15 protein-coding genes are annotated in these 18,344 nt (G+C 67.8%); 10 read left to right on the forward strand and 5 right to left on the reverse strand.

Annotated elements, in window-relative coordinates; translation table 11 throughout:
* Nucleotides 1–44 precede the first annotated feature (44 nt).
* Nucleotides 45–1,112: a peptide chain release factor 1 gene (gene prfA / locus B4A39_RS07900; RefSeq protein WP_292035131.1), complete on the forward strand. Its 1,068-nt coding sequence runs from the start codon at nt 45–47 to the stop codon at nt 1,110–1,112.
* Nucleotides 1,113–1,115: 3 nt separating this feature from the next.
* Here the strand turns inward: prfA and B4A39_RS07905 are convergent, their stop codons facing one another.
* Nucleotides 1,116–2,348, reverse strand: coding sequence for a YihY/virulence factor BrkB family protein (locus tag B4A39_RS07905; protein ID WP_292035133.1), 1,233 nt, complete (start codon nt 2,346–2,348; stop codon nt 1,116–1,118).
* Between the two features lie 78 nt (nt 2,349–2,426).
* Between B4A39_RS07905 and prmC the strand changes: the two genes are divergently transcribed.
* From prmC to B4A39_RS07930, 5 genes are all read left to right on the forward strand, one after another.
* Nucleotides 2,427–3,323: a peptide chain release factor N(5)-glutamine methyltransferase gene (prmC, locus tag B4A39_RS07910; protein ID WP_292035135.1), complete on the forward strand. Its 897-nt coding sequence runs from the start codon at nt 2,427–2,429 to the stop codon at nt 3,321–3,323.
* A gap of 282 nt (nt 3,324–3,605) precedes the next feature.
* Entirely contained in the window at nt 3,606–4,565 is a 960-nt protein-coding gene (locus B4A39_RS07915) for a DUF4167 domain-containing protein (RefSeq protein WP_292035137.1), read from the forward strand.
* An 82-nt stretch (nt 4,566–4,647) separates the two neighbouring features.
* Nucleotides 4,648–6,000 carry a hybrid sensor histidine kinase/response regulator gene (locus tag B4A39_RS07920; RefSeq protein WP_292035140.1) on the forward strand — a complete coding sequence of 451 codons (1,353 nt, stop codon included), beginning with the start codon at nt 4,648–4,650 and terminating at the stop codon, nt 5,998–6,000.
* Nucleotides 6,001–6,097: 97 nt separating this feature from the next.
* Entirely contained in the window at nt 6,098–6,811 is a 714-nt protein-coding gene (locus B4A39_RS07925; RefSeq protein WP_292035142.1) for a DUF4893 domain-containing protein, read from the forward strand.
* Between the two features lie 55 nt (nt 6,812–6,866).
* Nucleotides 6,867–7,271 carry a hypothetical protein gene (locus B4A39_RS07930; protein WP_292035144.1) on the forward strand — a complete coding sequence of 135 codons (405 nt, stop codon included), beginning with the start codon at nt 6,867–6,869 and terminating at the stop codon, nt 7,269–7,271.
* Between the two features lie 4 nt (nt 7,272–7,275).
* Here B4A39_RS07930 and B4A39_RS07935 read toward each other — a convergent pair whose 3' ends face one another.
* Nucleotides 7,276–7,995: a Crp/Fnr family transcriptional regulator gene (locus tag B4A39_RS07935; protein WP_292035146.1), complete on the reverse strand. Its 720-nt coding sequence runs from the start codon at nt 7,993–7,995 to the stop codon at nt 7,276–7,278.
* A 163-nt stretch (nt 7,996–8,158) separates the two neighbouring features.
* Here B4A39_RS07935 and B4A39_RS07940 point away from each other — a divergent pair, with 163 nt between their 5' ends.
* On the forward strand, nt 8,159–8,341 hold the full coding sequence (locus B4A39_RS07940; protein ID WP_292035148.1) for a hypothetical protein: 183 nt from the start codon (nt 8,159–8,161) through the stop codon (nt 8,339–8,341).
* Here the strand turns inward: B4A39_RS07940 and B4A39_RS07945 are convergent.
* The 3 genes from B4A39_RS07945 to B4A39_RS07955 all read right to left on the reverse strand — a co-directional run bounded on the left by B4A39_RS07945 (nt 8,338) and on the right by B4A39_RS07955 (nt 12,264).
* On the reverse strand, nt 8,338–8,571 hold the full coding sequence (locus tag B4A39_RS07945) for a DUF6894 family protein (protein WP_292035150.1): 234 nt from the start codon (nt 8,569–8,571) through the stop codon (nt 8,338–8,340). The two genes, B4A39_RS07940 and B4A39_RS07945, sit on opposite strands and share 4 nt — an antisense overlap.
* A gap of 70 nt (nt 8,572–8,641) precedes the next feature.
* Nucleotides 8,642–10,294, reverse strand: coding sequence for a serine hydrolase (locus tag B4A39_RS07950; protein ID WP_292035153.1), 1,653 nt, complete (start codon nt 10,292–10,294; stop codon nt 8,642–8,644).
* Nucleotides 10,295–10,353: 59 nt separating this feature from the next.
* Complete coding sequence (locus B4A39_RS07955) at nt 10,354–12,264, reverse strand: BCCT family transporter (protein WP_292035155.1); 1,911 nt, start codon at nt 12,262–12,264, stop codon at nt 10,354–10,356.
* Between the two features lie 150 nt (nt 12,265–12,414).
* On the opposite strand from B4A39_RS07955, the gene B4A39_RS07960 reads away from it, so the two are divergent.
* The 3 genes from B4A39_RS07960 to B4A39_RS07970 all read left to right on the forward strand — a co-directional run bounded on the left by B4A39_RS07960 (nt 12,415) and on the right by B4A39_RS07970 (nt 18,278).
* The gene (locus B4A39_RS07960) at nt 12,415–14,718 is read left to right on the forward strand and encodes a TonB-dependent receptor domain-containing protein (protein WP_292035157.1); all 2,304 of its coding nucleotides are present in this window, start codon (nt 12,415–12,417) and stop codon (nt 14,716–14,718) included.
* 180 nt (nt 14,719–14,898) lie between these two features.
* The gene (clpB, locus tag B4A39_RS07965) at nt 14,899–17,487 is read left to right on the forward strand and encodes an ATP-dependent chaperone ClpB (protein ID WP_292035160.1); all 2,589 of its coding nucleotides are present in this window, start codon (nt 14,899–14,901) and stop codon (nt 17,485–17,487) included.
* Nucleotides 17,484–18,278, forward strand: a complete 795-nt coding sequence (locus B4A39_RS07970; protein ID WP_292035163.1) for a trypsin-like peptidase domain-containing protein — start codon at nt 17,484–17,486, stop codon at nt 18,276–18,278. The genes clpB and B4A39_RS07970 overlap by 4 nt, the downstream gene beginning before the upstream one ends.
* The last annotated feature ends 66 nt before the right edge of the window (nt 18,279–18,344 follow it).

Genomic DNA, 18,344 nt, shown 5'->3' on the forward strand with positions numbered 1-18,344 from the left:
GGGGTAAGGCTCCGCCCTCGAAATTTCCTTCAAAGGACGCTCCCTTGCGACTGCCCCAGGCCCGGCTCGATCAGGTGCTCGACCGCTTCCACCAGGTGGAGGCGCGCATGGGCGCGGCTTCGGACGGCGCCGAGATCGTGCGCCTGTCGAAGGAACACGCCGAACTCAAGCCCGTGGCCGACGCGGTGCAGACCCTGGCCCGCGCCCGCGCCGAGGTGGAAGACCTGCAGGCCATGGCCTCGGATCCGGAAATGGCCGCCATGGCCGCCGACGAACTGGAGGCGCTGAACGCCCGCCTGCCCGAGCTGGAGCGGGAGGTCGCCCTGCTGCTGGCGCCGCGCGACGCGGATGAAAACGCTTCGGCCGTGCTGGAAGTGCGGGCCGGCACCGGCGGGGACGAGGCCGCCCTGTTCGCCGGCGACCTGTTCCGCATGTATTCGCGCTACGCCCAGGGGCGCGGCTGGCGGGTCGAGATCGACAGCACGACCGAGGGCGAGGCCGGGGGCTACAAGGAAATCATCGCCACCGTCACCGGCGAGGGCGTCTTCGGCCGCCTGAAGTTCGAGTCGGGCGTCCACCGGGTTCAGCGCGTCCCCGCCACGGAGGCGCAGGGCCGCATCCACACCTCGGCGGCCACGGTCGCCGTTTTGCCCGAGGTCGAGGATGTCGAGATCGAAATCCACGACAAGGACATCCGCATCGACACCTTCCGCGCCTCCGGCTCAGGCGGCCAGCACGTCAACAAGACTGATTCCGCGGTGCGCATCACCCACCTGCCCACCGGCATCGTGGTCACCTCGTCGGAGAAGTCGCAGCACGTGAACCGCGACAAGGCGATGCGGAACCTGCGTGTGCGGCTGTACGACATGCAGCGTCAGGCCAAGGACAGCGCCCGCTCCGACGCGCGCAAGTCGCAGGTCGGCTCGGGCGATCGGTCCGAGCGCATCCGCACCTACAACTTCCCCCAGGGGCGCGTCACCGATCACCGCATCGGCCTGACCCTGCACAGCCTGCCGCAGATCCTGGAGGGCGACATCGATCCCCTGCTGAACGCCCTGATCGCCGAGGATCAGGCCGCGCGTCTGGCGGATCTGGAAGCTGAGTTCAGCTAGGGATCAGCGGCCCTTGATGCGCCGCTTCAGCACCTTGTCTCCCAGGGCCTCGGCGTATTTCAGGGTGAAGGCCAGGGCCGCCGGATTGCCCCGGCGCGGGCCGACCGAATCGGCCATGACCGCGCCGCGCTCGCCGATGGGCAGGGGCGCGCCGGTGGTGGTGTCCAGCGCCGTCTGATGCTCGATCTCGGCGTTCAGGCGGGCGCCCATCAGGATCACCTGCACTGAAATCCACGTCCACAGCAGGAAGCCCATGGCCGCCGCCAGCGGGCCGTAGGAGTCGGTGCGGACGAAGTTGCTCAGGAACCAGCTGAACAGGAAGGACACCATCAGGCTGAGGCCGGCGGCGAACAGGGCGCCCGGGGTCAGCCAGCGCCAGCGCGCTCGCGCCCGGCACGGCCCCATGCGGTAGATCAGGGCCAGCGCCCCGACATAGCCGAAGAAGAGCAGCGGCCAGCGCAACGGCGCCAGATGCGCCCATTCCTCCTCGAGGCCGAAGACCGACAGAACCACAGGCACCCCGACCACCAGACCGGCGCTGATCAGCACCGCCAGCAGGGCCGAGACGGTGAAGGCCATGCACATCAGGTTGTAGGTGATGATGTTTCGGCGTTCGACCTCATGATAGGCGAGGTTCAGGCCATAGAAGAGCGTCTTCACCCCGCCGTTGGCCGCAAACAGCGTCAGGGCCAGGGTCCAGACCAGGGTGAAGGTCAACTGGCCGGTGGAGTTGCCGGCCAGACGCGTCATCTCGGCGCCCAGAAACTGGGCCACGTTCGACGGCAGGACCGAATAGAGGAAGCTCAGCCGCCCCCAGGCGTCGGCCGGATCGGCGAACAGGCCGTAGATGGTGACGAAGGCGCCGAGGGTCGGAAACAGGGCCAGCAGCATGAAGAAGGTCACGCCGCCGGCGACGAAGCCCACCCGATCGCCGAAATAGCCCATGCCGGTGCGCCAGGCGATGTCGATCCAGCCCTTGCGTGGGATATGGACCGGATGCTCGGCCAGGCGGCCGCGTCCCGGCTCCTTGCTGTCGAAATCCTCGGGGGTGGGGTCGCGCTGCGGCAAGGGCTCGGGGCGTTTGGGGCGCAGTTCGACGCCGAACCTGTGGCCTTGCGTGTAGACGAGATGCGCGGCCGTGGCGCCGGCCGCCAGACCGCCCGCCGCCGCGCCAATAAGCCGCCAGATCGCGCCGCTGGATCGCCTGTGCGACGACCGTCCGAAAAGATTCTGCATCCCCATCCGCTCCTGAACGGTCACGCTGTCTCTGCGTTCCGTCTTGAAATCGCCAACCGCAAGCGCCAATCACCCGATATGTCCGATCACACCCCCGCCGCCCCGACCCTGCTCAGCGCCTGGAAGGGCGCGCAAGCCCAGTTGAAAGCCGCCGGCGTCGACAGTCCGTCGATCGACGCCCGCCTGCTGCTGGAGGCGTCGACCGGCGTCGGCCGGGTCGACATCCTGAACGATCCCTATCGCGTCCTCGACGCCGACAGGTTCGCCGCCTTCGAGGCCATGATCGCGCGCCGCCTGAAGCGTGAGCCGGTGTCGCGCATTCTCGGCAAGAAGGGCTTCTGGAAGATCATGCTGAACGTCACCCCCGACGTCCTCAGCCCGCGCCCGGACACCGAGACCCTGCTGGACGTCGTCGTTCGCGCCTTTCCGCCGCACCGCGCCTTCGACATGATCGACCTTGGCACCGGGTCCGGCGCCATACTCCTGGCCGCGCTCGTCGAGCGGGCCGGAGCGCGGGGCGTCGGCACCGACATCTCGACCGAGGCCATCGCCGTGGCGCGCGAGAACGCGGCCAATCTGGACCTGGACGGACGCTGCACCTTCATCCGCACCGAATGGGCGGCGGGCTTCGCCGACGACAGCTTCGACCTGGTGGTGTCCAACCCGCCCTACATCCCGACGGCGGATATCGCGGGGCTGGACCCGGAAGTGCGTGATCATGACCCGCATCTGGCGCTGGACGGCGGACCCGACGGGCTGCAGCCCTATCGCGATCTGGCGCCCGAGATCGCTCGCATCCTGCGCCCCGAAGGCGTCTTCGCCGTCGAGATCGGCTGGGACCAGGGGGGGGCGGTCAAGGCTCTGTTCGAGGCCGCCGGCTTCACCGGGGTCAAGGTGGTCAAGGACCTGGGCGACCGAGACCGCGTCGTCACCAACGGCCCGGACCCGCGCGTCGATCCCATCCCGGAAGCGTGACCGGAGGCCGTGCAGGCCCTGCAATAAAACCCTTGGAAACCGCTTCGCCGCGCGCTAAGTCGTTTCTTGTCTCCCACTCAAACGCATCCTTTTCGGGCAGGTTTGCTCGCTCAAGCGCGTCTGGGCCAGTGACGGTCGGGCTGGTCAGTCCGGCGGACCACAGGGCGGCGAACGGTTTTCCGAGCACATCGATACGGGGATTGGCCCCGACCGAACGGAACGACGAACTGGGTCCTGCCCGTCCTTAACCGACGGCGGCCCGCACCAGCACGGTAAGCTCCGATGAGAGATTTCAAGGGCATGAAGCGTCAGCGCGGACGCAACCGGAAGCCCGGCAGCGGCGGCGGCAACAACGCCAACGCCACCAATCCGAACCGGTCGTGGGATTCGCAAGGCCCCGAGAACATCAAGGTCCGCGGCAACGCCCAGACCGTCTACGAGCGCTACATGCAGCTGGCGCGCGACGCCTCCGCCGCTGGCGACCGGGTGCTGGCCGAGAACTACACCCAGCACGCCGAGCACTATTTCCGCGTCCTGCGCGCCCTGCAGCCGCAGCGTCCCGTCAGCGAGATCGCTCAGCGCGAACTGGCCGGTCAGGGCTTCGACATCGACTTCGAGGACGAGTCGGGCGCTCAGGCCGCCGCCATCATCGCCGCCGCCCAGGCCGAGCAGCAGAAGGCCGAGGACGACGCCCGTCGTCAGGCCGAGCGCGCCGAGCGCGACGCCAACCGCGACCGGGATCGTGACTACAACCGCGACCGGGACAACAACCGGGACCGTGATCGCGAACCTCGCGCCGAGCGCGAACCGCGCGACAACGACCGCGAGCCCCGCGTCGAGGGGGACCGTGAAGGCGGCCGCCGCGAGACCCGTCGCGAGCGCTGGGAGCGTCGTCGCGAGGAGCGCAACCGTCGCTTCGAGAACGGCGAGGCCACGCCCGAGGACGAGGCCCGCGCCGCAGCCGAGGCCGAATACGTCCCTGAAGCCGCCGCCGAGGAACCGGCCGCCGCGCCCGTGGTCCAGAGCGAAGACGCCGACGCTCGCCCCGCCCGCGCCCCGCGCCGGCCGCGCGCCGAACGCGCCCCCGTCGAGGCCCCGGCTGAAGGCGAGGTCAGCGACGGCATGGGCCTGCCCGGCTTCCTGACGCGGCCGTCGTCGTCGGATGAGGCGGTGGAAGAGGCCCCGGCGCCCAAGCGCCGCGCGCCGCGCCGCAAGGTCGAACCCGCCGCCGACGAAGGCTGATCGACGGCGCGCAACCTTGGCGCGTATATTTACATAACTGCAATCTATGGGCGTCATTCTCGAGGCATCGGGAGGACGTGCGATGGAACTCGTTCTGGTGGTGGTCGCCTTGGCCCTGTCGGGCTGCTGGGCGGGGATGCGGATGGCGATCCGGGCGCGACGCGAGGCGGCGGCCCTGCGGCGGATCAACGCCACGCTCGAAGCCTGTTCACAGGAGCGGTCGCGCGAACTTCATGCGGCCCTGACCGCCGCCGAAGGTCAGGCGGTCCAGGTCGAGGCGGCGCACCGGGCCAAGACGGAGTTCCTGGCCAGCATGAGCCACGAACTGCGCACGCCGCTGAACGCCGTCATCGGGTTTTCCGACCTGATGCGCATGAACGAGGCGCAGGAGCCTCTGACCCACCGCCAGCATCAGGCCGTCGAGCAGATCCGCGCCGCCGGGGCCCGACTGCTGACCCTGGTCGACGAGGTGCTCGCCCTGGCCGATCTCGAAGGCGGACGCCTGGCGCTGGCGGTCGAGCGGGCCGACCCCCTGCTGATCGCGCGGGAAGTGTGCGAGGACCTGAAGCCGGTGGCCGAGGCGGCGAGGATCGAGTTGTGCGTGCCCGCCCCGACCGCAGGTCTGGCGGCGCGCGCCGACCGTGAGCGTCTTCGGCAGGTCCTGACCGCTCTCGTCACCAATGCGATCCAGTACAACCAACCGGGCGGCGCGGTGCTGATCGAGGCGGCGCAGTCGGCCGAGGGCGTCAGCCTGCGTGTTCAGGACACCGGCCCTGGCCTCTCGCCGCATGCCCTTGAGGGCCTCTTCCAGCCCTTCAATCGTCTGGGGCGCGAGGCGCTGGACGTGCCGGGCGCGGGTCTGGGCCTGGCGGTGGCGCAGCGTCTGATCGAGGCCATGGGCGGTCGACTGACCGCCGAAAGCCGGGAAGGCGAGGGCGCCGTCTTCACGATCCGATTGCCCGGCGCCGACGAAACCCCGCGCGCCGTGACGGCCTCGCCTGTCCCGGCGGTCAGCCTTCCTTCCGCGACCCTGCTCTATGTCGAGGACAATCCGTCCAACATCGCCCTCATGCGCCATGTGATCACCGCCCTGGGCGCCATGCAACTGCATGTGGCCGAGACCGGAGCGGACGGGCTGGCCCTGGCGCGGGACCTCAGGCCGGACGTCATCCTCCTCGACATCAACCTGCCCGGCATGGACGGGTTCGACGTCAGGGCGCGGCTGGCGGAAGATCCGCTGACCCGCGGTCTACCGGTCATGGCCCTGTCGGCCCGCGCCTCCCTGGCCGATATCCGCAAGGGGCGCGACGCGGGCTTTGTCGAATACCTGACCAAGCCCTTGCAGATTCCGGCTCTGGTCGAGGCCCTGTCACGGGTCCTGGCGCCGCCCCTGACGGCTTCGCCCGTGAACAGGACCGTCGCAGGCGCAGGTTGAGCGAACGATGTGCGGTCTAGCTGGGGTTGACGCGGCGCCTCGAGCGAGCTTCCTAAGGCGTCAGGGGGGCTTTTCGACCCTGTGCAAGGGAGAGCCCATGTCACGTTTGTCGGCCGACGTTTCGCGGGCCAGGGCCAGAGGGCGTCGCGCCCTGATCCCGGGTCTGGTGTCCGCGGCGCTGCTGGCCGGCTGCGCCACCACCCCGCCTCCGCCGCCCCCGCCTCCGCCGCCGACCGCGCCCGACGCGCCGAGCGGCGTGGTTCTCAGCGACTGGCGCGGCGTCATCACCGCGCCGGACCGTGATCGCTATCAACGTCGCGACGCCGCCTGGACCCTGGCCTTGCAGCAGGCCCGACGCCAGCCCGGTTCCGGCAACCTCGCCAGCCTCGGCGAACTGATCGACCCGGACGCCGCGCGTCCTTCGGTCACGCCGCCGACGGGCGACTATCGCTGTCGCACGGTCAAGCTGGGGTCGCAGGGCGGCGATGAAGGCCTGGGCTATGTGGTCTACGGCTGGTTCGCCTGCCGGATCGAGCAGACCCCCGCCGGGTTGAAATTCTCCAAGCTGACAGGGTCCCAGCGCCCCAGCGGCCTGCTGTTCCCTGAGAATGATCGCCACATGGTCTTCCTGGGTTCCATGGCCCTGGCGTCCGAACCCGCCGCCCGGTCCTACGGTCAGCGACCCGAGCGCGACATGGTGGCCGTGGTCGAGCGGATCGGCGAGCGCCGCTGGCGCCTGGCCATCCCCTGGCCGGCCAACGAGTCCAACCTTGATCTGATCGAGCTGGTCCCCGCCCCTCGCCGAGCTTGACCGCGACGCCCGGCGGCGTCCACCCTGACCACAGTTTCATTCAGGGGAGGCGCACATGCGCGGCGTAGGCTTTACACTCGGTTCCATCATCGCTGTCGCAGTGCTGATCGCCGTCGTCCTGGTCGGCTTCCCGACCTACAACGTCTACTCCAAGCAGATGGCGGGCAAGGCGGCCTATGAGGAGGCGGTGCAGAACCGTCGCATCCGTGTGCTGGAAGCCCAGGCCGCCCTGGATTCCGCCAAGCTGACCGCCGCCGCCGAGATTGAGCGCGCCAAGGGCGCCAACGAGGCCAACCGCATCATGGCCGAGGCCCTGGGCGGCCCCGAGGCCTATCTGCGCTGGTCCTACATCAACATGTTGCAGGAAACCGCCGGCAAGGAAGGTCGCCAGACCATCTACATTCCCACCGAAGCCGGCATGCCGATCCTGGAGGCCGGCCAGCGCCCGGCGGCGCGCTGACGCGTCAGACCGGCGCCGAGTGCAATCGGAGGTAGGTCGGGTCGAACTCGGCGATCTGGGCCAGACGCGGCCAGTCGAGGATCTCCACGCGGGGGTTGGTCCAGCGCACCAGACCTTCGCGCCGCATCTCGGCGATCAGCCGGTTCACGTGCACTGTCGACAGACCCAGGGCGTCGCCGAGAACGGTCTGGGTCAGGGGCAGGTCGAAGCTCTGTCCGTCCGTCAGGCCCACCGCGCTCAGTCGGGTGAACAGTTCGCAGACCAGATGCGACAGATGGCCCAGACCGCTGCGGCGCCCCATCGCGACCAGCCACTGACGATGAATGGCGGCGTCGATGATGGTGTCGAGCCACAGCAGGCGCGTCAGATGTCCATGCTCTTCCGTCAGCTTGCGCAGGCGGCTGTGCGGGGCATGGGCGATGACGCAGGGGCTCAGGGTGACCACGCCGTGATCCATCTGCTTCATCAGCAGACTGTGCAGGTCCACGAAGTCGCCGCCCACGTTGATCTCGGTGATCTGGCGTCGGCCGTCCGACAGGGTGGAGTAGCGCGCGGTGAAGCCGGCGAGCAGCAGGATGCTGTGGTCGGTGAAGGCGTGCTCCAGCACGATGTCGACATTGGCCTCCACCTTGCGCGGGGGCTCCAGCACCGCGGCGAGGGCGGCGACTTCGTCGGGAGAGATCAGGTCTCGCCGCGACAATTTCTCGATAAGGGCGTTGGTCATCGTGAGGGGCCCACAGTTAGCGAAGAGGCAAACGCCCCATCCGGACAAGCGTTGCCGTATCCCATGGCGGACTTCGTCGATTCCCGAACTTACATATGTGAATGCGGCCCGTTTTGAATGGCTTAGGCTACCGTTGCGCGGCCCCCGCGTGGGGGAGCGCCGCATGAAAACCTATCTGTGCCTGATCACCGTCCGCGAGGGCGAGGTGCCGCAGCTCCGCCATCTGGACTGTCCGCACGACGATGAGATTTCCGTCTTTCTGGCCCCCGCGCTTGCGGAGTGGACGCGGGTGCACCGGGTCGAGGTTCTGGACGGCGACCGCCAGGTCTTTGTGATCGAGCCCTAGGTCGAGGCCGGGCTGGCGCAGGTGGTCAGACGCACCACCTCGGTCTGATGATCATCGGTGACGATGACCCGGAACTGTCGGGTCTTCCAGAAAGCGCGTCCCTGATAGCGCAGGATCTCGCCCATGGTGTCCAGGGCGACGGCGTGGGCCGCATCCAGGTTGGCCAGTTCCTGACCCTGATCATCGGGGACCAGATGGCCGTTCTCGGTGTGAAAGAAATAGCGCGGCAAGCGGGGGGCTCCTCTATGTCTTGCCATCTAAGAGCCCCGCGCCGGGTTTTGTTCACTCGCCTGCGAAAGGTCAGACCCGCGTCAGCCGCAGGTCCTGATAGTCGTAGGAGAAGTCGATGTCGGGCGAGACGCCCTTGAGCGTGGCGGTCGCGGGCCGGGCCGTGGCGATGCTGAAGGTGATGAAGGCGTCTTCCTCGCGCTTGTCCGGGAAGCGGGTGCGGAAGGTCTCGCCGTCATAGGGCTCCAGCCAGCCCAGAAGGGCCGGGGTGTGGGTGAAGCTGAGCCATAGGCCGGTCTTTCTGTTGCGGCCGCGTCCCTCGGTCTTCTGTTCGATGACGATGTCGCCGTACCAGGGGTCGCGCCAGGTTCCGGCATAGGCGTCCAGCGGCATGGAGGGCGGGGCGCCCGCCGCCTGCTTGGCGTCGATCTCGACGGCGGCCTTGAGCGACTTCTCGGTCCCCTCGGCCTCGCGTTTCTTGGAGTCCGCGATCCAGTCGACGTCGACCTTGTTCATGGCGATGTCGGAGAGGCCCGAGCGCAGCGCGCGCAGCAGGAAGCTTTCCTCGGCGTTGGTGAAGACCGAGAAGCCGATCTTGCGGCCGGGGATCAGGACGGTGGCCGAGATGCCGCCGGGCGAGCCGCCGCCGTGGGTGACCAGTCGCTCGCCGCGATAGTCCTGCACCTGCAGCCCCATGGCGTAGGTCGAAGCTACGGCCCGGTTGGGCAGTTCAGCCGTCGGCCCGTTCGACGACGAGACGATGATGTTGGGCTTGACCATCTCGCGGGCGGCGGCTTCCGAGAACAGCCGCGTTCCGTCGGCCAGCTTGCCGTCGTTCAGACGCACGGCGATCCACTTGGCCCAGTCCGTCGCGCTGGCGCAGATGCCGCCCGCCGCCGCCGCCGAATCCCAGTTCCACACCTCGACGATCGACTCGGCGATCTGGGTCATCGGTCCCTGATAGCGCAGGGGCGGACCGACACGGCCATGGGGCAGGGCCGACTTGGCCGGATCGGCCAGGCGCGCCAGGGGCACGCTTTCGCTCATGCCCACCTTGTCGAAGATGCGGGTCTGGACGAAGCCCTCCCAGGTCAGGCCCGACACCTTCTCGATCACCGCGCCCGCCACCACGAACATCAAATTGCAGTAGTGATAGTCCTCCCGGAATCCGTCCTCGATCGGCACGAAGGCGGCCTGGGCCAGGACCTCGGCGCGGGTCCGGTCGCTGTTGGGCCAGAACAGCAGGTCCCCGGCGCCCAGGCCGAAACCGGCGCGATGGCTCAGCGTATCGCGCACCGTGATGCGCTCGCCCACCATGGGGTCCGACAGGGTGAAGCCGGGCAGGTAGGTGCGGATGGGTTCGTCCCACTTCACCTTGCCCTCGTCGACCAGGATGGCGAGGCAGGCGGCGGTGACGTTCTTGGAGTTGGAGGCGATGGCGAACAGGGTGTGTTCGTCGGCGGGCTCGGCCTTGCCCTGACGGCGCACGCCATAGCCCTTGGCCAGCACCGTCTTGCCGTCGCGCACCAGGGCCAGCGACACCGCCGGCTGTTCCGGCCAGGCGGCCATGCAACGCTGCACCCAGGCGTCGGCGGCGGCGGCGATCTCCTGATCCGTGCGCGTGTCGGCGCTGGTCTGGGCCCAGCCGGTCGCGGGCAGGGCCGCGCCCGATGCGGCGACGGCGGAGGAAATCAGCGCGGCGCGGCGCGACAGGCGGATGGACATAGGCGAAACTCCCGACATGAGCGGCGACGCTAGCGCCGCCGCTCCGCCGGGCCAAGAGCTCAGGCCGCCAGCCGCCACCTTTGCAGGTGGTCCAGAACGTCGGCCACGATCTGCGCCCGGGTGAAGCCGGTCAGGTCGCGAGCGCGCGTGCCGTCGCCGGTCTGGGCCATCATGCGCCATTCCAGCGCGCGCCTCGCCTCGGGCGCCTCGAGGGCGGTCAGGGCGGGCAAGGGGCGTGAGCGGGCGCCGATCCGATAGAGGAAGTCGCGACCGTTGGCGTGTTCGACCACCAGCCAGACGCCGTTCTCGTCCATTTCGACCCGGCTGTTCTCAAGTCCGCCTTCCACCAGGGCGTCGCGCACCTCGACCAGGGCGGGCGCGCCCTGACGTTCGATCTGGCGGGCGATGTCCTTGCGGTTGGCGGGCGAGAAGATGCGCTTCAGGCGCTCGCCGATCGGCGGGGCTTCGGTCTCGACCGTCTCGCCCTTGAGGTCGGCGTTCATCTGTCGCGCCAAGCCAAAGGCCAGTAGGATCATGATGACGGCGAACGGCAGGGCCGCCACCAGGGTCGCCGCCTGCAAGGCTCCTAGTCCCCCGGCGACCAGCAGCAGGGCGGCCGTCAGGCCCAGCAGCACGCACCAGTAGACCCGCTGCCAGCGCGGGGTGTCCTCGGCCCCGCCGGAAGCCAGGGTGTCGATCACCAGAGAGCCTGAATCCGCCGAGGTGACGAAGAAGACCGCCACCAGGGCCACGGCCAAGGTCGAGGTGATTACTGTGCCCGGCAAAAACTCGAAGAAGTGAAACAGAGCGGTCGACAGGTCGGCCTGCACCGCATCCGAGATGGCGCCGCCGGCGACGCCGAGGTCCAGGCTCATGGCCGTGTTGCCGAAGACGGTCATCCACAAGAAGGTGAAGGCCGACGGGACCAGCAGCACGCCGATCAGGAATTCCCGAACGGTCCGCCCGCGCGAGATACGGGCGATGAACATGCCCACGAACGGCGACCAGGAAATCCACCAGGCCCAGTAGAGCAGGGTCCAGTCCGCCATCCATGCCCGCGGCTCATAGGCGTAGAGGGTGAAGGTGCGCTCGAAGAAGTGGTCGAGGTAGAGGCCGAAATTCTGCACATAGGCCCGCAGCAGGAACAGGGTCGGCCCCACGGCCAGGACGAACAGCATCAGGCAGACCGCGAGCACGAGGTTCAGTTCGGAGAGCCGCCGCACGCCCTTGTCCACTCCGGTCAGCACGGAAATCGCGGCGGCGCCCATGACGACCACGATGAGTCCGATCTGAATGGTCACGCTGCTGGGCAGGCCGAACACATAGTTCAGGCCCGACGTCATCTGCGCCACTCCGTAGCCCAGCGAGGTGGCGATGCCGAACAGGGTGCCGCAGATGGCGAAGATGTCGACCACATCGCCGACCCAACCGTTCACCCGCTTGCCCAGCAGGGGATAGAGGCTGGACCGCATGGTCAGGGGCAGGCCTTTGCGGTGGGCGAAATAGGCCAGGCTCAGCCCCACCACGGCGTAGATGGCCCAGGCGTGGACGCCCCAGTGGGTATAGGTGATGACCATGGCCTCGCGGGCGGCGTCTATGGTGCCAGGCTCCGCCTCGGGCGGGGCGATATAGTGCTGCACCGGCTCGGCCACGGCGAAATACATCAGGCCGATGCCCATGCCCGCCGCGAACAGCATGGCCAGCCACGAGACATAGGGGAAGTCGGGTTCGGCGTCGTCCGGCCCCAGCTTCAGCCGCCCGGTCGGCCCCAGCGCCAACACGGCGACGAACAGCAGGAAGCCAGCCACAGCCGCCACATAGAACCAGCCGAAGGTCTCGATGACCCAGGCCTGGGCGGCGCCGAAAATCAGGTCGGAAGTGGCTGGAGCGATCAGGGCGAGCAACAGCAGGGCGCCTGCGATGGCGCTGGCCCCCCAGAAAACACGGGGGTTCATCTTGGTCGTCAGCATGGGTCCCAAGCGCACAGCGACGCTTAAGGTTCCCGGCCTCGGACACAGACCCGCCGCCGGGATGAAAAAGATGTAACTGTGGTTGGCGACGGCCGACTGATAGTCGCAGCGCTGAGGGGACGTCGAGGGGACGTCCGCAGGGACGCGACCATGTCGAAACTCAAGCTTGCGCCTTTGCTCGGCGTCGTTCTGGCCCTGCCCGCCGGCGCCGTCATGGCCCAGACGCCGCCGCCCGCGACCGGCGCCCAGACCCCGAACCAGACACAGACGCAGAGCCCGCCTCAAACCCAAACGCAGGCGCCCCCGTCCCCGCAGGAGGACAAGGACCAGCCGGCGACCGTGGGCGACGTCGTCGTCACCGCCCGCGCCAACGACGTGCGGACCTCCATCGACTCCATCAGCTACAGCCTGGCGGACGACCTCCAGGCGACGACCGGCAGCCTGGCCGAAGCCCTGCGCAATGTCCCATCGGTCGATGTCGATCCCCAGGGCAATGTCTCTCTGCGGGGCGACGGCAACGTCACCATTCTCGTCGACGGCCGCCCGTCGGCCATCCTGTCCGGGCCCAACCGGGCCGACGCCATCCTGCAATTGCCCGCCGATCGCTATGCGCGGATCGAGGTCATGACCAACCCGTCCGCCGCCTATAGCCCCGAAGGGTCCGGCGGCGTGATCAACCTGATCACCAAGCCGATCCCCGCCGCTGCGCGCGGCGCGGCCGCAGCGTCGCCGGATGCGACCGTGACCACCGGCTCGCTGCGGCTCAACGTCGGCGACAACGGGCGCTGGAATGTCGGAGCCAGCGGTTCGCGTCAGCGCGGCAAGCTGACCCTGACCGGCGACCTCAGCTATCGCTACGACGAACAGAACTTCGCCTTTGACCGGCTGCGGGAACAGCTCAACCCGGTCACCGGCGCCGTCACCTCCACGACCACCACGGTCCAGGAGAACGACATGATCCAGAAGGGCGCCTTCGGTCGTCTCGCCGCCGAATACCGCCTGACCGAAAAGACGATGCTGACCGGCGAGCTCCGCGCCAACCGTTTCGAGGCCGACGCCGACGCTGGAGGTCTGTTCGAGACGCGCGACGCCTCGGGCGTCCTGACCAGCGCCTACACCCGCGACGGGGTCGGCGGGTTCACCATGGACGGTTGGGGCGCCACCGCCCGCGTCCTGCATCAGTTCGACACCTCGGGGCACGAATGGTCGAACGAGCTGCGCTACGATCGCAACGACAACGAGAACGCCTCGCTGAACGTCAACGTCTTCGCCGTTCCGGTCAGCCCGGCGGTCTATGAGGACCAGACCTTCCAGAACGCACAGGAAACGATCGGCTTCACCAGCGCTTACACCCGCCCGATGGACGACGGCTCCAAGGTGCGCGCGGGCTACGAATTGAGCATCAACCGCCCCGATCAGGATGTCGTGCTGCGACGCGGGCCGTCAGAAGCGACCCTCGCCCCTGTCCCGGGCCTGAGCAACCAGTTCGAGGCCGACCAGACGGTCCACGCCCTCTACGCCACCTACGAGCGCCCGTTCGGCGAGAAGCTGTCGGCCCAGTTCGGCCTGCGCCTGGAACAGGCCGAGGTCGATATCGAGGACGTCACCAACGCCGTCCGCGCCTCGCAGGACTATTTCCGCGCCTATCCGACCGGCCACCTTCAATACAAGCTGACGGACACCCAGACCCTGCGGGCCAGCTATTCGCGCCGCATCCAGCGACCGCAGCCGACCCAGCTCAATCCCTTCATCTCCTACAGCGACCCCCTGAATCTTCGCTCGGGCAACCCCAATCTGGAGCCGCAGGAGACGGACAGCTTCGAAGCCATGTGGCAGATGCGTCGTGGGCAGAGCTTCTATCAGGCCACGGCCTACTACCGCGACACCACTAAGGCCTTTACCGAGGTGGCCACGGATATCGGCGGCGGCGTTCTGCTGACCCGGCCCGAGAACCTGGGCGCGCGGCGCGATCTCGGTGTCGAACTGACGGCCAGCGGGCGTCTGCATCCGACCCTGCGCTACAACGCCAGCGTCAACCTGTTCCGGCAGGAGATCGACGCGTCGGGCATCCCGGGCGGGCGCGACCGCGAGGGCGACATGCTGACCGGACGCGTCAGCCTGAACTGGCAGGCGACGCCCAAGGACTTCGTGCAGGTCTCGGGCTTCTGGCAGGGCGACCAGCTGCTGGCGCAAGGCACGCGTGAGAGCGGCGGAATGCTCAACCTCGGCTATCGGCGCAAGCTGAACGATACGCTGTCGCTGCAGTTCACGGCCCGGGACATCCTCAACTCCTTTGGCGGCGCCACGACCTATGACGCCCCCCTGTTCCGCGAGAAGGTCGAGCAGGACCTCAACCTGCGCGCCTTCTACCTGGGTCTGACCTGGTCCTTCGGCGGCGGTCCGCGCAAGCCGGAGCCGCAGTTCGACTTCTCCACTGGCCCAACCGGCGGCTGACGCCGGAGCGATCCGCCGGACGCCCGTCGCCTCGCAGGCGGCGGGCGTTTTGGCATGAGCTCGGGGGCAGACCCTTGCGTGGCGGATAGGTCACACCCACCTCGTCTGGCATCACCCCGGCGCCGCTTCCAGTAAGGGCGCGGCGGGTGAAATTCCGCCTCCCGAGGGGACTGCACCGAAATGAATCTCGACCTCTATTCCGACCGCGCCAAACAGGCCGTCCAATCCGCCCAGTCGCTGGCCCTGGCTCGCCGCCACCAGCAGTTCGCGCCCGAGCACCTGCTGAAGGTGCTGCTGGAGGAACGCGACGGTCTGGCTCGCAAGCTGATCGATCAGGCGGGCGGCGATCCGTCCGCCGTGGAACTGGTGACCGAAGGCCTGCTGAAGAAGCGGCCCCAGGTCGAGGGCGGCTCGGGCCAGCTCTATCTGGACGGCGACACCGCCCGGGTCTTCAGCGCCGCCGAGCAAGCATCCAAATCGGCCGGGGACGCGTTCGTCACGACCGAGCGCCTGCTGGCCGCCATCGCCAAGGAGGGCGGGGCCGCCGCCGAGGCGCTGAAGTCCGCCGGGGTCACGCCCAAGAAGCTTGATGAAGCCGTGACCGAGATGCGCAAGGGCAAGACCGCCGACAACGCCTCGGCTGAAGACAGCTACGACGCCCTGAAACGCTACGCCCGCGACCTGACCGAGGCCGCGCGCGACGGCAAGGTCGACCCGGTCATCGGCCGCGACGAAGAGATCCGCCGCACCATCCAGGTCCTGGCCCGGCGCACCAAAAATAACCCGGTCCTGATCGGCGAACCCGGGGTCGGCAAGACCGCCATCGTCGAGGGCCTGGCCCTGCGTATCGTCAACGGCGACGTGCCCGAAAGCCTGAAGGACAAGAAGGTCCTGTCGCTGGACATGGGCGCGCTGATCGCCGGGGCCAAATACCGCGGGGAGTTCGAGGAACGCCTGAAGGCCGTGCTGAACGAGGTGGCCGCAGCCGAGGGCGGCATCGTCATCTTCATCGACGAGATGCACACCCTGGTCGGCGCCGGCAAGGGCGACGGGGCCATGGACGCCTCCAACCTCTTGAAGCCCGCCCTGGCGCGCGGCGAGCTGCACTGCGTCGGCGCCACCACCCTGGATGAATACCGCAAGCACGTCGAGAAGGACGCGGCCCTGGCCCGTCGCTTCCAGCCGGTCTTCGTCTCCGAGCCCACCGTCGAGGACACAGTGTCGATCCTCCGTGGACTGAAAGAGAAGTACGAGGTCCACCACGGGGTGCGCATCTCGGACAGCGCCATCGTCGCCGCCGCCACCCTGTCGAACCGCTACATCACCGACCGCTTCCTGCCCGACAAGGCCATCGACCTGATCGACGAGGCCGCGTCGCGCGTGCGCATGGCGGTGGACTCCAAGCCCGAGGCCCTGGACGAAATCGACCGCCGTCTGGTCCAGCTCAAGATCGAGCGCGAGGCCCTGAAGAAGGAAAGCGACAGCGCCTCCCAGCAGCGTCTCGAGAAGCTGGAAGACGAGATCGCCGACCTTGAGGGCCAGTCGGACGACATGACCGCCCGCTGGAAGTCGGAGAAGGACAAGGTCGGTCAGGGCGCCCAGCTGCGCGAAACGCTTGATCGCCTGCGCGCCGAACTGGCCGCCGCCCAGCGCGCCGGTGATCTGGGCCGCGCCTCAGAGATCGCCTACGGCCAGATCCCGCAACTGGAACGCCAGCTGGCCGAGGCCGAAGCCGCCGAAAAACCGGCGGAAGGCCCCCTGACCCCCGAGGTCGTCGACGCCGAGCAGATCGCCGCCGTCGTCAGCCGCTGGACCGGCGTGCCCGTCGACAAGATGCTGGAGGGCGAGCGCGAAAAGCTGCTCAAGATGGAAGACGAACTGGGCCGCCGCGTCGTCGGTCAGGACGAGGCGCTGGAAGCCGTGTCCGACGCCGTGCGCCGCGCCCGCGCCGGTCTGAACGACCCCAACAAGCCGCTGGGCAGCTTCCTCTTCCTCGGACCGACGGGCGTGGGCAAGACCGAGCTGACCAAGGCCCTCGCGGGCTATCTGTTCGACGACGACAACGCCATCACCCGCATCGACATGTCCGAATACATGGAGAAGCACAGCGTCAGCCGCCTGATCGGCGCCCCTCCCGGCTATGTCGGCTATGACGAGGGCGGCGCCCTGACCGAGGCCGTGCGTCGTCGCCCCTATCAGGTCATCCTGTTCGACGAGGTCGAGAAGGCCCACCCCGACGTCTTCAACGTCCTGCTTCAGGTGCTGGACGACGGTCGCCTGACCGACGGCCAGGGCCGCACCATCGACTTCAAGAACACCCTGATCATCATGACCTCCAACCTGGGCAGCCAGTATCTGGCCGACCAGCCCGAGGGCGAGGACGTCGAGGCCGTTCGTCCCCTGGTCATGGAACAGGTCCGCGCCCACTTCCGGCCCGAGTTCCTGAACCGCATCGACGAGATCATCCTGTTCCACCGCCTTGGCCGCGAACAGATGGGCGGCATCGTCCGCATCCAGCTGGCGCGTCTGGAAAAGCTGATGGCCGACCGCCGCCTGACTCTCGCCCTCGACGACAGCGCCCTGACATGGCTCGCCGACAAGGGCTACGACCCCGTCTACGGCGCCCGCCCCCTCAAGCGCGTCATCCAGAAGGAACTGGTCGACCCCATGGCCAAGAAGCTGCTGGCCGGCGAGATCGAGGACGGGTCTGTGGTCGCGGTCTCAGCGGGCGCGGACGGGCTGGAGATCGGGAAGGCGCGGGTGCATTGATGGCAATCGCCCGCCCCTCGGTCGCGTCTCTTTTCATCGAGATGAAGTTCCGAAACCAAGTGCTTGCAGCCGGGACAGCTTTCGTCGCCAGAGGGCCGCACGGCTCGTTGCTCTTTACGAACCGCCACAACGTGACTGGTCGCCACCAAGATACCGGTGCCTGTCTATCCTCAACCGGAGGGGTCCCGGACCGGATTGTGATCTACCACAACCGAGCCGGTGCATTGGGTCAGTGGTTTCCGGTGGAAGAACTTCTCTTTGACGACGAGACGCCGCGATGGCTGGAACACCCAACCCTTGGAGCTAAAGCCGATCTGGTTGGCATTCCCATGCAAAATCTCGCCGGCGTAGAACTGGTTGAGTACAACCTCGAAACGGCCAGCACACCGATATTGGTCGGCATCAGCGATCCAGTCAGCGTGATTGGCTTTCCCTTCGGTATCCGGGTTGCAGGTAGCTTAGCTGTTTGGGCAACCGGTTTTGTAGCGTCAGAACTTGACGTCGATCATGATGCTCTCCCGATGTTTCTGGTCGATTGCAGGAGTCGCCGTGGCCAATCAGGATCACCTGTTGTCGCGTATCGCTCAGGAGGTGCCGTCGCTATGGCCAATGGCGGTAGTGCCGTCTTCTCGGGGCCTGTCGAGAAGCTTATGGGCATTTACAGCGGCCGGGTGAATGAAGAATCTGACTTGGGACGGGTGTGGAAGACATCAGCAATCGCAGCCGTACTGAGGCGTCTTGCACCCAACCCGTTTGACATGAAGCCCCTCGATATAAATCTATCGCTCTGAGCTTCAGCTCTCTCCTTTCGTCATCCTCCGGCAAGCCGCGTCAGTGGCGCAGACCGGGGGACCCAG

This window comes from Brevundimonas sp. UBA4553 (genome assembly GCF_002387245.1).
In the GTDB taxonomy this organism is placed as follows: domain Bacteria; phylum Pseudomonadota; class Alphaproteobacteria; order Caulobacterales; family Caulobacteraceae; genus Brevundimonas.

Bases quoted from the DNA above. Each gene is read 5' to 3' on its own strand.
- clpB (WP_292035160.1), top strand. From the start codon at position 14,899: ATGAATCTCGACCTCTATTCCGACCGCGCCAAACAGGCCGTCCAATCC.
- B4A39_RS07950 (WP_292035153.1), bottom strand. From the start codon at position 10,294: ATGTCCATCCGCCTGTCGCGCCGCGCCGCGCTGATTTCCTCCGCCGTC.
- B4A39_RS07935 (WP_292035146.1), bottom strand. From the start codon at position 7,995: ATGACCAACGCCCTTATCGAGAAATTGTCGCGGCGAGACCTGATCTCT.
- prmC (WP_292035135.1), top strand. From the start codon at position 2,427: ATGTCCGATCACACCCCCGCCGCCCCGACCCTGCTCAGCGCCTGGAAG.
- B4A39_RS07925 (WP_292035142.1), top strand. From the start codon at position 6,098: ATGTCACGTTTGTCGGCCGACGTTTCGCGGGCCAGGGCCAGAGGGCGT.
- B4A39_RS07930 (WP_292035144.1), top strand. From the start codon at position 6,867: ATGCGCGGCGTAGGCTTTACACTCGGTTCCATCATCGCTGTCGCAGTG.
- B4A39_RS07955 (WP_292035155.1), bottom strand. From the start codon at position 12,264: ATGCTGACGACCAAGATGAACCCCCGTGTTTTCTGGGGGGCCAGCGCC.
- B4A39_RS07940 (WP_292035148.1), top strand. From the start codon at position 8,159: ATGAAAACCTATCTGTGCCTGATCACCGTCCGCGAGGGCGAGGTGCCG.
- B4A39_RS07905 (WP_292035133.1), bottom strand. From the start codon at position 2,348: ATGCAGAATCTTTTCGGACGGTCGTCGCACAGGCGATCCAGCGGCGCG.
- B4A39_RS07960 (WP_292035157.1), top strand. From the start codon at position 12,415: ATGTCGAAACTCAAGCTTGCGCCTTTGCTCGGCGTCGTTCTGGCCCTG.
- B4A39_RS07920 (WP_292035140.1), top strand. From the start codon at position 4,648: ATGGAACTCGTTCTGGTGGTGGTCGCCTTGGCCCTGTCGGGCTGCTGG.
- B4A39_RS07915 (WP_292035137.1), top strand. From the start codon at position 3,606: ATGAGAGATTTCAAGGGCATGAAGCGTCAGCGCGGACGCAACCGGAAG.